Genomic DNA, 14,854 nt, shown 5'->3' with positions numbered 1-14,854 from the left:
AATGGGGCGAATCCCTATAGTACCGCCCCGTTGCCCCTGTAGTTAAAGATGTAGTTAAAGATGTAGTTAAGCATGTACTGAATTACATCAACAGCAGCGACAACAACGTGGTGAGGTGTCCGAGTGGCTGAAGGAGCACGCCTGGAAAGTGTGTATACGAGAAATCGTATCGAGGGTTCGAACCCCTCTCTCACCGCCAAAATTAAAAAGAAAGCCCGGATTTCTATCCGGGCTTTTTTTGGTTTAGCGTTTTTAGTCCATCACCGGCCGCCGGCCGTCTTAATCCTCATTGATAGGCATTAAGCGTACGCTGGCACAATGCCGAGCGCACGCAATCCTGTTTACCGAAACGCACCACACCGATCATCTCATCTTCCTGGGTAAAGCGTTCCAGAGCATCCGCCAGACCTGATTTAACCCCCCGCGGCAAATCGCATTGCGTAATATCCCCATTGACGATTACCGTGACGTTTTCCCCCAGCCGGGTTAAAAACATCTTCATTTGATTAACCGTAACATTTTGCGCTTCATCCAAAATGACTACCGCATTTTCAAACGTTCGTCCCCGCATATACGCGAAAGGGGCAATTTCCACTTTGCCGATTTCCGGGCGCAGGCAATATTGCATGAAAGACGACCCTAACCGGCGCAATAAAATGTCATAAACCGGGCGGAAATAAGGAGCGAATTTTTCGGCAATATCCCCGGGCAGGAAACCGAGGTCTTCATCGGCCTGTAATACCGGCCGGGTGACAATAATACGTTCAACCTCTTTGTGGATTAACGCATCTGCCGCCTTGGCGGCGCTGAGGAAGGTTTTGCCACACCCAGCCTCACCGGTTGCAAATATTAACTGTTTGGTCTCAATGGCCGTTAAGTAAGCTTCCTGAACTTCATTTCGTGCCTCAATTAACTTAGTATCGCGACTATCGCGCGCCATGCCAATCGATTCAATCCCGCTCATATGAACAAGAGAAGTGACCGAGTCCTCTTCGCGCATTTTGTGATTGCGCGACTCACGCCGGATAACACGTTTTGCTTCACGACGAGCTTTGATCACTACTTTTTGTCTTCCCATAAGTGGCACCTTACAGTTTGTTTCACCATTCACAGGGCGTAAGCCTTGTGATTACGCTACACATTCAGATGAGGTTGTGGCTTCCTTTCAAGCCAATGATAGCCATAAAATATGATGAAATATCTTGGCGCATGCGCGTTAACCATCCGGACGCGCCGCGATTTCCATCGGGGGTAAAATAGGGAATTAATCGGTAACGCTGAGGCGTAATTAAAGTAGGGGTAAGCAATAAAACGGTAGGCAGTGTGGTATTAAAATAATAGATATCGTAGTAGCAAGTGTCGGAATGGCAACCGCCGGAGACCAGGGAGGCGGCTGGTAAAGCATGTTGCGGTGTCATCAGCCCATAAAAGGACATTGTCATCAGCAATCCCCGCGTTTATGAATCCACACTTGATGTCTTGAGTATAATGACATTGCAACAGATTGCCGCCCCTATGCAACTTTTTTTTTGCCGACCGGGCAATTAATAACCATCTGCCTTTATGTTCTCCTATCCCAACCGCGCCGCCAGCGTTATATAACGCCTTTATGAAACAGGGAAAAAAATTAATTAGCGCCATGGTTTCCGGTTAAAACATGACCGATCAAAAACATCAATTATTACAAATTAGCCTACCGGCACAAGGCGCGTTTTCACTATAAGATAATTGTTTATTAACCTGGTTGCACAAAGTTGCAACATTGGCGATAGTGAAGCATCTTTTGCTCGCGGAAACAGCGCCATGGCCACGACTACGATGGGCGTCAAGCTTGACGACGCCGCCCGGGAACGCATTAAACAAGCGGCGCGCCGCATCGACCGCACGCCGCATTGGTTGATTAAACATGCCATCTTCCATTATCTCGATTTATTGGAAAGCGATGCCGCCCCCGCGCCCGACGCGGAGGCAACCCCGGAAGATCGCGAGCTACCTCCTCCGCCGCCGGCGGACTCACGCCAGCCGTTCCTTAATTTTGCCGAGCAGATTTTACCTCAATCCATATTGCGCTCCGCCACTACCGCCGCCTGGCGCCGGCCAGAAACCGAAGCGGTCCCCTGGCTGATTGCCCAGGCGCGGCAACCCGCCCCGCTGGCGCATGCCATTACCCTCCTGGCCCGCCGCCTGGCTGAAGCGCTGCGTAACCAAAAAACGCAGGCAGGACGCGCGGGCATGGTACAGGGATTTTTACAGGAATTTTCCCTTTCGTCCCAGGAGGGCGTGGCGCTGATGTGCCTGGCGGAGGCGCTGCTGCGCGTACCCGACAAAGCCACCCGCGATGCCCTGATCCGCGACAAAATCAGCCAGGGCGACTGGCAAAGCCATCTGGGGCGCAGCCGCTCCATGTTCGTGAATGCCGCCACCTGGGGCCTGCTCTTTACCGGCCGGCTGGTGGCTACCCATAACGAGGCCAGTTTGTCGCGCTCCCTTAACCGCATCATAGGCAAAAGCGGCGAACCGCTGATTCGCAAAGGGGTGGATGTCGCCATGCGCCTGATGGGGGAGCAGTTTGTGACGGGCGAAAATATCGGCGAAGGGCTGGCCAACGCGCATCCGATGGAGCAACGGGGGTTCCGCTATTCGTACGATATGCTGGGGGAAGCCGCCTTGACGGACGATGACGCGCAGGCTTATCTGCTGTCCTACCAGCAGGCGATTCATGCCATCGGCCAGGCCTCCAACGGCCGCGGGATTTATGAGGGGCCGGGAATATCCATCAAGCTTTCCGCCCTGCACCCGCGTTACGGCCGCGCCCAGTATGCCCGGGTGATGGATGAGCTCTACCCCCGGCTGCTCAACCTCACCCTGCTGGCGCGGCAATATGATATCGGCATTAATATCGACGCCGAAGAAGCCGATCGGCTGGAGATCTCCCTCGATCTCCTGACCAAGCTCTGTTTTGAGCCCGACCTGGCCGGCTGGAACGGCATTGGTTTTGTCATCCAGGCCTATCAGAAGCGCTGTCCGCTGGTGATCGACGAACTTATCGATCTGGCGCAGAGAACCCGGCGGCGTTTGATGATCAGGCTGGTTAAGGGCGCCTATTGGGATAGCGAAATCAAACGCGCCCAGGTTGACGGGCTGGAGGGGTACCCGGTCTATACCCGCAAGGTCTATACCGACATCGCCTATCTGGCCTGCGCCCGCAAATTGCTGGCGGTGCCCCACCATATCTATCCCCAGTTCGCCACGCATAATGCCCAGACCCTGGCGGCGATCTATCATATGGCCGGCCAGAATTATTATCCCGGCCAGTACGAATTCCAATGCCTGCACGGCATGGGCGAGCCGTTATACGATCGGGTGGTGGGCAGCATCGCCGCTGGGAAACTCAACCGCCCCTGCCGGATTTATGCCCCGGTAGGCACTCACGCCACCCTGCTGGCCTACCTGGTGCGGCGACTGCTGGAAAATGGCGCCAATACCTCGTTTGTTAACCGTATCGCCGACGGTACCTTGCCGCTGGAGGCGCTGATCGCCGACCCGGTGGATGAAGCCGAGGCCATGGGGGAACAGGAGGGGCAGATAGGCCTGCCTCATCCACGCATCCCCCTGCCCCGCCATCTCTATGGTCCCGCGCGGCTGAATTCGGCCGGTATCGACCTGGCCAACGAACATCGCCTCGCCTCGCTGTCCACCGCGCTGCTTAACGGCGGCACTCTGCCCTGGCGCGCGCAGCCCCTGACCGACCCGCCCCCGGCCGCCATGATGCCCGACCACCCGGCGCGGCCGATCCTTAACCCCGCCGATCGCCGGGATTGCGTCGGGGAGTGCCGCGATGCCGGCGCCGCCGAGGCCAGTCAGGCCATTACCAGCGCCGGTCACAACGGCCCGGTATGGGCGGCCACGCCCGCGACGCAACGGGCGGCGATTCTATGCCGGGCGGCGGATCTGATGGAACACGGCATGCCGGCGCTGATCGGTTTATTGATCAGGGAAGCGGGCAAAAGTTTCGCCAATGCCATCGCCGAAGTGCGCGAAGCGGCGGATTTCCTGCGCTACTACGCCAGCCAGCTTGGCGCGTTTGCACAGGATGGCTGTCGCCCGCTGGGTCCGGTGGTCTGCATCAGCCCCTGGAACTTCCCGCTGGCGATTTTTACCGGCCAGGTGGCGGCGGCGCTGGCCGCCGGCAACACCGTGCTGGCCAAACCGGCGGAACAAACGCCGCTGGTGGCCGCCCGGGCGGTCGCTATCCTGCACGAAGCGGGGATACCGCCGGGCGTGCTGCATCTGCTGCCCGGCGACGGTGAAACCATCGGCCATCTGCTGGTGGGCGACCCGCGGGTGCGCGCCGTGATGTTTACCGGCTCAACCGCCGTGGCCCGTAGCCTGCAAACCACCCTGGCGGCGCGGCTGGACCCGCAAGGGCGGCCGGTGCCGCTGATCGCGGAAACCGGCGGCCTAAACGCCATGATTGTGGATTCATCCGCCCTGACCGAGCAGGTGGTTAACGATGTTATCGCCTCGGCGTTCGACAGCGCGGGGCAGCGCTGCTCGGCGCTGCGCCTGTTATGCATCCAGGAGGATGTGGCCGACCGGACGCTGCGGATGCTGCGCGGGGCGATGGAACAATGCAGCCTGGGGGACCCGCAGTTGCAAGCCACCGATATCGGGCCGGTCATCGACGCCGACGCCGCGCGGTCGATCGGGGAGCATATCGCCGCCATGGGCGAGGCAGGACACCGGGTATGGCAGCCGGAAGGCGCCGTCGCCAGCGCGAGGGAGCATAATGCCTTCGGCACCTTTGTCCCGCCCACGCTTATCGAGCTGGATAACGTCGGGCAATTGGCTAAGGAGATCTTTGGTCCGGTATTGCATGTGGTGCGCTATCGCAGCCATGAACTGCCGCGGGTGCTCGAAGACATTAACGCCAGCGGCTACGGCCTGACGCTGGGGCTGCATACCCGCATTGACGAGACCATTAACCGGGTGATCGGGCGGGCGCGGGTGGGCAATTGCTATATTAACCGCAATATCGTCGGCGCGGTGGTGGGGGTGCAACCTTTCGGCGGCGAGGGTCTGTCGGGCACCGGTCCGAAAGCCGGCGGCCCGCTTTACCTTTATCGGCTGTTATCCCGGCGCCGGACGGACGAACCCCTTGCTTCGCTGCGCGCGCTTGATAGCGCGCAGGAAACGGACGCCATGCCGCGGCCGGAACCGGCGGCCCACCAGGCGCTGGTGGCCTGGGCCGACGAGGGGCGGCGTACGCAGCAAGCGGCGCTATGGCGCCGTTTTGGCGAATTGTCCCAGGCCGGTACGGTGCGCCAGCTTAACGGTCCTACCGGTGAACAGAATACCTATCGCCTGCTGCCGCGCGAGCACGTATTGTGCCTGGCGCACGATGAAGACGATCTGCTTAATCAACTGGCGGCGGCCACCAGCCTGGGGGCCGGGATTTTGTGGAATGACACGGCGCTGGTCCGTACGCTGCTCACGACCCTGCCGGCGGCGGTACAACAGCGAATTACCGTCAATGCCGACTGGCTGGCGGCCGACGGCCCCATCGACGCGGTGCTGTTTCACGGCGACTCGGACCAATTGCTGCCGGTATGCGCCAAGATCGCGCAGCGACCCGGCCCGTTGATTCAGGTACATGGCTATGCGCGCGGCGAAACGGCCATTATGCTGGAGCGCCTGCTGGTGGAGCGCGCGGTGAGCATCAATACCGCCGCCGCCGGCGGCAACGCCAGTTTGATGACTTTAGGCTGACATCGGCGCGATACCACACGGTGGAATTAAAAATTGCGCTGCCAGTTCAGATACTGATCGTATTTGCGTAGCGCAATACGATAATTGCTTTGTCCGGCGTCGGGCACATCCTCAATTAGCGTTTGCGCCCCGCTTGGCCGCTCGAATTTATCATGGGGATAATTCCTCGCCGCCAATATTTCATCCAGCCGCCGCAGGCGCACAACATATTCCCGAATGGTGCTATGGCTCATTGCCGTCTGTTCAAAGAGATATTGCTTAAAGGCTTTAATATCGAAATAGTTCGCCGCGCTGTCGCAGGATATTACGCTGCAAAAACGGCACAGCGCGGTCAGTTCCTGGCTCAGGCTTTGCCATACGCTATCGTCGATCAATTGATCCATGCCGGCGATAGCTTCTTTATTGATAATTTGCCCGCGAAACACCAGCGTCATGCGATCCAGGGGTTTGGCGCATTGACAGCAATGGGTCTGGGTGTGTTTAAAATCTTTTAAATAACGGCTCAGAGGCCGCTTTTTTCCAACTTTGGCTAACATGTCGTTTTCCCTACTGCCTGGAAACAGGAGTGCGGTAAATTCGTGTTTGAAAAAATACGCCCGCGCTTATTATCCAGCGTCAAAGATCGTTATTTAATCGCGCACGCAAGCGCTTAATGGCCTGACTATGCAACTGGCTGACCCGCGATTCGCCGACGTCGAGAACGGCCCCTATTTCCTTTAGGTTCAACTCTTCCTGGTAATACAAGACCAGAACCATTTTTTCTCTTTCCGGCAGCGCGTCAATGGCCTCGATAACCCGTTCACGTAATTTCCCTTCCATTAATACATGGAGCGGATTAGCATCTTCGTGACCCGGCATAAGGTTATCGGCACTATCGCCGTGATCTTCACACCATTCGTCATAAGAAAATAATTGGCTGTTATTGGTATCGAGCAATATTTGCCGATACTCCGCCAAACTGATATTCAGCGTCTGGGCCACTTCCTGTTCGGAGGCCACCCGCCCGAGCTGCTGCTCGGTCTGGTGAATGGCCTGCGCCACTTCCCGCGCATGGCGCCGCACGCTCCTGGGCACCCAGTCGCGGCTACGCAGTTCATCGAGCATCGCCCCGCGAATGCGTTGTACCGCATAGGTGGTAAACGCCGTTCCCTGCAGGGAGTCATAGCGCTCCACCGCGCTGAGCAGGCCGATGCCTCCCGCCTGTAGCAAATCATCCAGTTCCACGCTTGCAGGCAGCCGAACCTGTAATCGCAGGGCCTCGTGACGAACCAAAGGAATATAGCGCTGCCATAGGGACTGTTTATCTATTACGCCCGTGGCAGTATACAGATCGCTCACCATGACTAACCCTACATTGATCCTGTTATCGCCGTTATTATCCGGTTAGCGGCGGCGATCAATCGCCGGAATAGTCGCGTTATTACCCCTCTATTTAGATCTTGCGCACATTGAACGGAATTATTGTTACCGGCAAATAGTAAAGAGCAGTTCAAAATGCAATAGCCAAAAAAAACCCCGCCGAAGCGAGGTTTATTTGATAGCCGGCTGAAATTATTGCAGCAATTTCAGAACGGTCTGCGGAACCTGGTTGGCCTGGGACAGTACGGACGTACCCGCCTGCTGCAGGATCTGCGCCTTGCTCATATTGGAAACTTCGGTGGCGTAGTCGGCATCCTGGATACGGGATTGCGCTTCGCTCAGGTTGCTGGTGGTGCTAGCCAAGTTATTGATGGTGGAATCAAACCGGTTTTGCACCGCACCCAGGTTGGAACGCATGGTATCAACGGTTGACAGTGCCGAATCAAGAGTAGCTAGCGCGTTATCGGTGCCGGTGTTTTTAATCGCTTTGGTCGAATCAGCGGTAGCGGTCAGGACGCCGTTAGTGTCAATGGACACTTTTGCAGCATAAGAAGTACCATCAGCATCCTGAACATAGTAATTACCTTTTTCATCTGAAACCAGGTTACTGGTTGCAAATTTGGTACTGCTGATGCTGTTACTATCGGCAAGATTAACCTTAGTGACGTCCGTGCCTTCAAATGCGCTAGCAGTAGTAACATAAGAAGTAGTCGGCACACCAGTTGTCGTATCGCTAGGCACCCCAGCAGTAAATGTACCTGAAACTTTAAGAGTTAACGTCTCATCGCCTGTGTTGGTGTCGTCATAGTCGCCACTTGTGGCGTCAGCAGTAGCCATTGTCGCGTATGTGCCGTTGGTCGTATCAATGGCATAGTAATTGCCATCGGCATCTTGTTGAACAGTGATATTATCCGAGTTGGTCAAAGCCACTCCGGCACTATCGGTGAATTTGGTGGTGGTAGTACCAGCAGCACCCGAGTGTAAATCAGCAGATGTCTTGGTAGTTAATACTTTCGGCGTAGTTGTAGTGCCGGTCGTCGTAGTTTTTTCGGCAGTAGTGAAGCTACCCACGGTGCCGCTTAATTTACCGGAAGCATCAATGGAAAGACTGGCTTCATCTACGGCATAGTAACCTTTATCCGTGGTGGCGACATATTTTCCGCTGCTGTCCTTGCTCAATGCGGCGGTAACATCATTGCCATCGCTATCTTTTAACGCGACCGATTTGATCGTATCAGCACCGAACTTGTCGGTGTTAAGAACGACGGCGGTTGGCGTCATGGAAGTGCCGGCTTTGGTCACTGCGGTGGTTTGACCCTGCGTGCCGTTAACGTTAAACGTACCTAAACCCAGGCTTTTGGCATCAATTTTTTTCAATGCGATATCGATGGTTTCACCATCGTTGGAACCTACCTGAATTGACAAATTTTTGTCAGAGCTCAGTACTTTTACGCCGTTGAAGTCGGTTTGTTTGGAGATACGATCAACTTCGTCCAGACGCTGGGTGACTTCGTCCTGGATGGACTGCAAATCGCTGGAAGAGTTGGTGCCGGTCTGCGCCTGCACGGTCAGGGTACGGATGGCCTGCAGGTTGCTATTGATTTCGTCCAGCGCGCCTTCGGTGGTCTGCGCCAGGGAGATGCCGTCGTTGGCATTACGCGACGCCTGGTTCAAGCCATTGATGTTGGAGGTAAAGCGGTTGGAGATCGCCTGGCCGGCGGCATCGTCCTTGGCGCTGTTGATGCGCAGGCCTGATGACAGGCGTTCGATAGCGGTGCTCAGCGAAGACTGAGATTTGTTCAGGTTGTTCTGAGCCAGCAGGGAAATGCTGTTCGTATTGATAACTTGTGCCATGGTAATGTTCCTTATAAAACATGCATCAGGACTGGGTAAAATAATTCGGGCATCAAAACAGATTACCGTTAATGACCGTCCCAACATGTATCGGCGAGGGCCGGACAACCTTTAGCTAAAACTGTAAATTTACTTGCCGCCCTGCCCGCCACGGCCTTGACGCCAGCGCCCCCGCTGCCCTTTATAAAGGCCGGTCAACACGATCGTCGCCCTTGCGCATCAAGTTAGCCGCCATCCCTCAATAGCCGGAATTAGCCCCGAACGCGCCCTCTTTCCCCGCCATGGGAATTATAAAATCGGGGTAAACTTCTGGCCTTATATGCCGATAACCGCTACGCCTAACACGTAACCCTCAGGAGATAGCATGGCCAGCATCAGTTCATTGGGCGTAGGATCGAATTTGGATTTAAGCACGCTGCTTGATACGTTAACCACCAACGAAAATAAGCGCTTAGATCCAATCACCAGCAAAAAAACCAGCATCAACGCCACGACTGCCGCCTACGGCACGCTGAAAACCGCGCTGGACACCTTTAATACCGCCACCAAGGCGCTGACCGATAAAACGCTCTATACCAAAAAAGTCGCCAGCGCCACCACCGGATTTACCACCACGGTGGGCGATAGCGCGGTAAGCGGCAGTTACAATATCAAAGTTACGCAGCTGGCAACGGCCCAATCACTGGCCACCAAACAGGTTTTCTCCGATACCACATCACAGATCGGCGCCAGCAGTACCGATCGCAAACTCAGTATCCAGGTCGGCAGCGGCAAGGAAGTGAGCATCTCCTTGACCGATGCGCAGACCACCCTGGCCGGCGTACGTGACGCCATCAACGCGTCCGGCGCCGGCGTGACCGCCAGTATCGTGCAGTCCAAGGATAATGGCTATCAACTGGTAGTGGCGTCCAATACCACCGGCACCGCGTCCAACATGACCCTGAGCGTGACCGGCGATGACACGCTGAAAGGCATTCTGAACTACAGCAGCGCCGCCACCGACAGCGACGCCGACAGAGCGGCCTCGGGCATGGCGGCCACCGCCTCCCAGGATGCCGAACTGACCATGAACGGCATTACGGTGGTGCGCAGCAGCAATACCATTACCGATGTGCCCCAGGGCGTCACCCTGACCCTGGCCGCCACCAACGATACCGCGCAAAACCTGATTATCCGCCAAAGCGCCACCGATTCGGCCAAGGCGGTGGAAGATTGGGTAACGGCGTACAATACGCTGCAAACCACCTTTAATACCCTGACCAAATATACGGCGGTGACGTCGGGCTCCGCCCAGGATGCCAGCAATGGCGCCCTGCTCGGCGACAGCGTACTGCGTTCGGTTAAAACCCAGTTAAAAACCGCGATCAGCTCGGCGCAAAGTAACGATACGTTTAAGGTGCTGAACCAACTGGGCGTAACGCTTAATAAAGACGGCACCCTGACCACCGACGAAACGGCGCTGGTGAAAAACCTGGCGAATAATCCGGCCAAAGTGGCGGACTTTTTTATCGGCGACGGCAAGACCACCGGGCTGGCGACGCAAATGTCCACCATCCTGACGTCGTTTACCGCAGACCATGGCACCATCGCCGATGCGCAAGACAGCCTGAGCGATGTGCTTACTGGCCTGGATAAGCAATACACCCAGGTGCAGTCCAGTATCGATGCGAATATCGCCCGCTATAAAAAGCAGTTTACCCAGCTGGATGTATTGGTTAACTCGTTAAACAGCACCGCCAACTATTTAACCCAGCAATTTGATGCCATATCCAACATGTCCAGCAGTAAATAGCGGCTGATGCATGTGCGTAATGTCGAAAAAAGGATAACAACCATGTATGGTTCACAAGCTTATGCGATAGTGGGCTTGCAAAGCAGCGTGATGAGCGCCAGCCCGCACAAACTAATCACTCTCTTATTTGACGGGGCGCTCAGCGCCCTGGTGAAAGCGGATATTTATATGGCACAGGGCAATATCGCCGCTAAAGGCAACGCCCTGTCCAAAGCTATCGATATTATCAGCAGCGGCCTGAAGCTGGGTCTGGATATGGAAAAAGGCGGTGAATTGAGCCGTAATTTGGCCGATTTGTATGATTACTGTTGCCGGCAATTGATCCAGGTTAACCTGCATAACGATCGCGGACTATTAACACAAATTCGCGTGCTGCTCACCGACATTGCCGATGCCTGGAAACAGATTTCGCCGGATATGGCCCAATCATAATAAAACTGCCCATTTAACGATTTTATTCATGTTTCGTTTCTAATCATGGTTATCCCGGCACGTCAGGGTGTGAGATAAAAATAGCTAGAAAATGAGCATAATTAACCCAATATATATGTACAATAATTTTTAGGATAGCCATGATGGATGCTTGCCCCGCCCTCTTAGCCCATTATCAGCACATTCTTGTGTTAAGCGAAAATATGCTGTCGATGGCTCGTCAGTCAGAATGGGATGCGTTGGTCTACATTGAAGAAAAATACGTGCAGGCTGTATCAAACATTTCTGAACTCAACGCCGGCATAGAGCAAACCCTGCCCGCGTTGATACAAGATAATATCACCACATTATTACGCCAGCTGTTAGATAATGAAAATGAAGTCAATCAATTACTTCAGGCCCGCATGCGCCAGTTAAAAGAATTAATTAGCCAATCGGCGCGTCAGCAAACCCTTAATTCAGCCTACCATAAATTTTCCGACCTGGCGTCCATCTTGCCTGGCGAAATAAAAACCACCGGCTAATTTTACCCCGGCGCCGGGCTGGCATGACGAACATATCGAAAACGGGACCTGTTTAACCTACAGGCCTCGTTTTGCTCTGGCCCCCTTAGGGCGCCGACAGGCGGCATTGCGCAAAAAATAAAGATAATTCCCAAAAACGTCGTTAAATGGTCCAAAAAGCAGGAAAACTTGCCAAACCCGCCTATATTTAAAGGGTTCCCACTAAAAAAGGATGATAACGATGTTTGATAAAGCCAAAGATAAAGCGGAAGAAGCCGCGGGTAAAGGCCAGGAAGAGTTCGGCAAGGCAACCGGCGATCGCGCACTGCACCTTGAAGGGAAAGCCCGCAAGTATGCCGCGCAGGCGTCGTATAGCGTTAACGACTGCATCGATACCATCAAAGAAAAAACCACCAACGATCCTATTCCCGCGTTGTTAATCGCCAGCGGCATAGGTTTTCTGTTGGCGAAGATTTTGGGGCATCGCCGTCATTAAGGCCAAATAGGCGCCAGCCAGCCGTGCACTGACCGGCAATCAACGGCAGCTAATCCCATGGGAGGCTGCCGTTTTTTGTGCCGGGCCAAGCACAGCGAGCTATCCGCCGCGCGAAGTGGTATTATGAAAAATCAAGTACAACTGCGGCGAATATTATGTCTATCTTTGATGCGCTAAAAAAATTAGGCAGTACCACTGTCAAAGTAATTTGTCCGGAATGCAAACATGTCGCCATGCAACCCGCAGACAAAATGCGTAAAAATGTCACCCTCGTTTGCCCAAAATGCGGCCACTATTTTTTGCCGAAAGACAAATAACTCTTATTTCGTAAATTATTAAATATTTCGTAGTTATGCAAGTTAAGGGGCGTAATTAATCGGCATAGGGTAATGATGTTGGCTAATCAAATATAAGCGTTATTATAACGCCAGCAACCCCGCCGCCACGCCCAAAAAGAATCGCCGGGTCTCGTCCGCCTCTTTTTCCTGCTGCGCCATCAGATAATTGACTATCTGCAATTGGTGGATATTTTTGCCATGCCTATGCAGATCGAGGATGGCTTGCCCAATCAGTTGACTGATAATCTCATGCGCCGCTGGTAACTCTGTTTGCGTTAAAGCCATGGCCGTCCCGATACTCTTCATCTTGCCGCAGGTTAAAAAACCATATTATGCGGTCGTTTTATGTCAGAAAGATGAAGGGAGGAGGAACCAGGACAGGCGGGAATGCAGAAAACCCACAATGAAATGGTTGCACCGCAAAGGCGCCACGCACTGTCCAGGCCCGGGTAAAAGGCGGGCCGGATGCACTACTCTTCTGCCGGCTGCGGGCTCAGGGCCGCCGGAGCGGTATTTGTCTCGCCACCTGTCACCGCATTTGTCTCAATACCAGCCTCGGCAATGATATCGATAGCGGCTCTGGCGCTGGTCTCGTCGCCGGCCTCAACGTCAACCTCGGCATTCGCCTCGATAAACTGCGTCACCGAAATCAACCTGACAAAATGCGCTAACAGCAGATCGGCGTCCGATTGCATTATCTCTTCGGAAGCCTCTTTGGCCGAAGAAATGGCCTTTTGGATATTAACCGACATTACCGAAGAACTGCCCTTGCCCACCGTTAAGACCAGCGCCGCCAGCAGCAGCGACTGCGCCTCCACCAGGGCGGTCAAATCTTTCATTTTAGCGTCGGTGCGGGCCAATTTATTTAGAATCTGGATGATTAAATCATTCATGCTATCTTTTCCCACTCGAAAAGGAGGAGGCATTGTACCACAAACCCGCCTCTGCCGTTTGTGAGGCCTTATACCATAGGGGCATGATATGACCCGAGAAATTTTCAAGTAGCACCATTTGCCCATAATCAAGGAATAGAGAATGCGACCGGCATTACTCGACCCTATCTGGCCGATTTAACCGATTTTCAGCAGAAAACCTCCGCAAACCATCGTCATCAGGCCATGGCGCTCAGTGGGAAATATATATTGTAAACCAGGACCCGCGCGCCAATGAAACAGGCAGTGTTAGATGATGAAACCGGATGGAAATTAATATAAAAGCGCCTTCAGTTGCACCCTCCGTGTACCTAGCCGGCAAGAAAACAGAGGGAGTAAGGAGGAGAACCATCACAGACGCCAAGACATGGGACGCCGGATATCCGCAGTTATATCTTGACTAAAATCATCTCAAATCCGTAAATTTCATTATAAAAAATCATTAAATTCAGATGATTACAAAAAATTTATCGCAATAGATAATTATCGAACTATTTTATTTAATGAATAATTTCACTTATCACAATCACCTACTAATAAATTTCACATCCTCATTTTATATATAAATCTATTATTAAAATTTAAATTTCACGCATCTTTTATATGACCAGGATTGAATATTTAAAAACTAACGGGCAAACTTACGCCGCTATAATGCTTGACAAAAATGCCACGGCTAACAGATAAAAACTTTTTTACGGCAAAAACCCGTATTTAAATTTCAATCAACACATTCATTCTCAGGAATAATAAAAATGAATCGATCTTTTTTTATAGCACCACTGGCTTTATGTATTATTTTGACTTCGGGCTGCGCTTTTTTAAGCGGAACCCCAGGGGATAAACCTTCGAGCACGTCGCCGAAAATTGTCACGTCTTCCGCTCAAAAGCATCAGTTTTGGAATGATTCGAGTTTATTTGGTTCCATACCAAAAAACATGCAGGCTGAAGGAGATCAAAGCTGTTCCCGCGATGGCAATGGCAAAGCCATCGGTTATCATCCGCATCCTAAAAAGTACGATGACACCTATTTTACCGGACCGGGATATTTATGTTTAATGAATTAACCTTTAAACACCGCCTCACGGCTGCGGAACTTATCCGCGTCATTAGCCAAGATACGTAAAAACGTCCCCGTCGCGCCATCCCACGCCTGCCCGCCGCTGACAGCCCATCATTAGTCGCATCACCGATGGGCTACGCCGGCCCCGGGGCTACGCCTTGGTTCGATGAATTTGGACCAGTTCCTCCGTTGCAATCAAACGTCCAATTACCTATACTCCCGCAAGGCGCTATCTACGCCACCATCCGCGGAAAGGGCTGCGCCCAAGACTTTGATTCAACATCACATCATTACGACTCCCAACCTTAAAGCGGAC

Annotated in this window: 14 protein-coding genes and 1 tRNA gene; 8 read left to right on the top strand and 7 right to left on the bottom strand. The window is 53.4% G+C overall.

Annotated features, from left to right (window positions below; all coding sequences use genetic code 11):
• Positions 1-109 precede the first annotated feature (109 nt).
• Positions 110-199: transfer RNA gene (locus tag ACL2XP_RS11460), tRNA-Ser, on the top strand.
• 87 nt (positions 200-286) lie between these two features.
• On the opposite strand, the gene phoH is transcribed toward ACL2XP_RS11460, so the two are convergent.
• Positions 287-1,078, bottom strand: coding sequence for a phosphate starvation-inducible protein PhoH (gene phoH, locus ACL2XP_RS11455; RefSeq protein WP_413738628.1), 792 nt, complete (start codon positions 1,076-1,078; stop codon positions 287-289).
• A gap of 64 nt (positions 1,079-1,142) precedes the next feature.
• Positions 1,143-1,442 carry a hypothetical protein gene (locus ACL2XP_RS11450; protein WP_413738627.1) on the bottom strand — a complete coding sequence of 100 codons (300 nt, stop codon included), beginning with the start codon at positions 1,440-1,442 and terminating at the stop codon, positions 1,143-1,145.
• 361 nt (positions 1,443-1,803) lie between these two features.
• Between ACL2XP_RS11450 and putA the strand changes: the two genes are divergently transcribed.
• Positions 1,804-5,769 (top strand): trifunctional transcriptional regulator/proline dehydrogenase/L-glutamate gamma-semialdehyde dehydrogenase, encoded by a 3,966-nt coding sequence (gene putA, locus ACL2XP_RS11445; protein ID WP_413738626.1) that lies wholly within the window; start codon positions 1,804-1,806, stop codon positions 5,767-5,769.
• A 26-nt stretch (positions 5,770-5,795) separates the two neighbouring features.
• Here the strand turns inward: putA and fliZ are convergent, their stop codons facing one another.
• The 3 genes from fliZ to ACL2XP_RS11430 form a co-directional block, all read right to left on the bottom strand.
• The gene (gene fliZ, locus ACL2XP_RS11440) at positions 5,796-6,305 is read right to left on the bottom strand and encodes a flagella biosynthesis regulatory protein FliZ (protein WP_413738625.1); all 510 of its coding nucleotides are present in this window, start codon (positions 6,303-6,305) and stop codon (positions 5,796-5,798) included.
• A 79-nt stretch (positions 6,306-6,384) separates the two neighbouring features.
• Positions 6,385-7,107: an RNA polymerase sigma factor FliA gene (locus ACL2XP_RS11435; RefSeq protein WP_413739129.1), complete on the bottom strand. Its 723-nt coding sequence runs from the start codon at positions 7,105-7,107 to the stop codon at positions 6,385-6,387.
• Positions 7,108-7,320: 213 nt separating this feature from the next.
• Entirely contained in the window at positions 7,321-8,982 is a 1,662-nt protein-coding gene (locus tag ACL2XP_RS11430; RefSeq protein WP_413738624.1) for a flagellin, read from the bottom strand.
• 364 nt (positions 8,983-9,346) lie between these two features.
• Here ACL2XP_RS11430 and fliD point away from each other — a divergent pair, with 364 nt between their 5' ends.
• From fliD to ACL2XP_RS11405, 5 genes are all read left to right on the top strand, one after another.
• Positions 9,347-10,774, top strand: a complete 1,428-nt coding sequence (gene fliD, locus ACL2XP_RS11425; protein ID WP_413738623.1) for a flagellar filament capping protein FliD — start codon at positions 9,347-9,349, stop codon at positions 10,772-10,774.
• 42 nt (positions 10,775-10,816) lie between these two features.
• Positions 10,817-11,206, top strand: coding sequence for a flagellar export chaperone FliS (gene fliS, locus ACL2XP_RS11420; RefSeq protein ID WP_413738622.1), 390 nt, complete (start codon positions 10,817-10,819; stop codon positions 11,204-11,206).
• Between the two features lie 140 nt (positions 11,207-11,346).
• Positions 11,347-11,730, top strand: a complete 384-nt coding sequence (fliT, locus tag ACL2XP_RS11415; RefSeq protein ID WP_413738621.1) for a flagellar protein FliT — start codon at positions 11,347-11,349, stop codon at positions 11,728-11,730.
• Positions 11,731-11,950: 220 nt separating this feature from the next.
• On the top strand, positions 11,951-12,205 hold the full coding sequence (locus ACL2XP_RS11410; RefSeq protein ID WP_413738620.1) for a CsbD family protein: 255 nt from the start codon (positions 11,951-11,953) through the stop codon (positions 12,203-12,205).
• Positions 12,206-12,360: 155 nt separating this feature from the next.
• Positions 12,361-12,522, top strand: coding sequence for a YnfU family zinc-binding protein (locus ACL2XP_RS11405; protein ID WP_413738619.1), 162 nt, complete (start codon positions 12,361-12,363; stop codon positions 12,520-12,522).
• A gap of 102 nt (positions 12,523-12,624) precedes the next feature.
• Here ACL2XP_RS11405 and ACL2XP_RS11400 read toward each other — a convergent pair whose 3' ends face one another.
• Together ACL2XP_RS11400 and ACL2XP_RS11395 are read right to left on the bottom strand one after the other, a co-directional pair.
• Positions 12,625-12,828, bottom strand: coding sequence for a hypothetical protein (locus ACL2XP_RS11400; protein ID WP_413738618.1), 204 nt, complete (start codon positions 12,826-12,828; stop codon positions 12,625-12,627).
• A gap of 185 nt (positions 12,829-13,013) precedes the next feature.
• A complete protein-coding gene (locus ACL2XP_RS11395) occupies positions 13,014-13,436 on the bottom strand; it encodes a sigma-S stabilization anti-adapter protein IraP (RefSeq protein WP_413738617.1) in 423 nt (140 codons plus the stop codon).
• Between the two features lie 794 nt (positions 13,437-14,230).
• On the opposite strand from ACL2XP_RS11395, the gene ACL2XP_RS11390 reads away from it, so the two are divergent.
• Positions 14,231-14,542 (top strand): hypothetical protein, encoded by a 312-nt coding sequence (locus tag ACL2XP_RS11390; RefSeq protein WP_413738616.1) that lies wholly within the window; start codon positions 14,231-14,233, stop codon positions 14,540-14,542.
• Positions 14,543-14,854 lie beyond the last annotated feature (312 nt).

Source organism: Sodalis sp. RH21 (assembly GCF_047324175.1).
Taxonomy (GTDB): domain Bacteria; phylum Pseudomonadota; class Gammaproteobacteria; order Enterobacterales; family Enterobacteriaceae; genus Acerihabitans.
The sequence above is the reverse complement of the archived record's forward strand: the minus strand, read 5'-3'. Positions and strand labels throughout refer to the sequence as shown.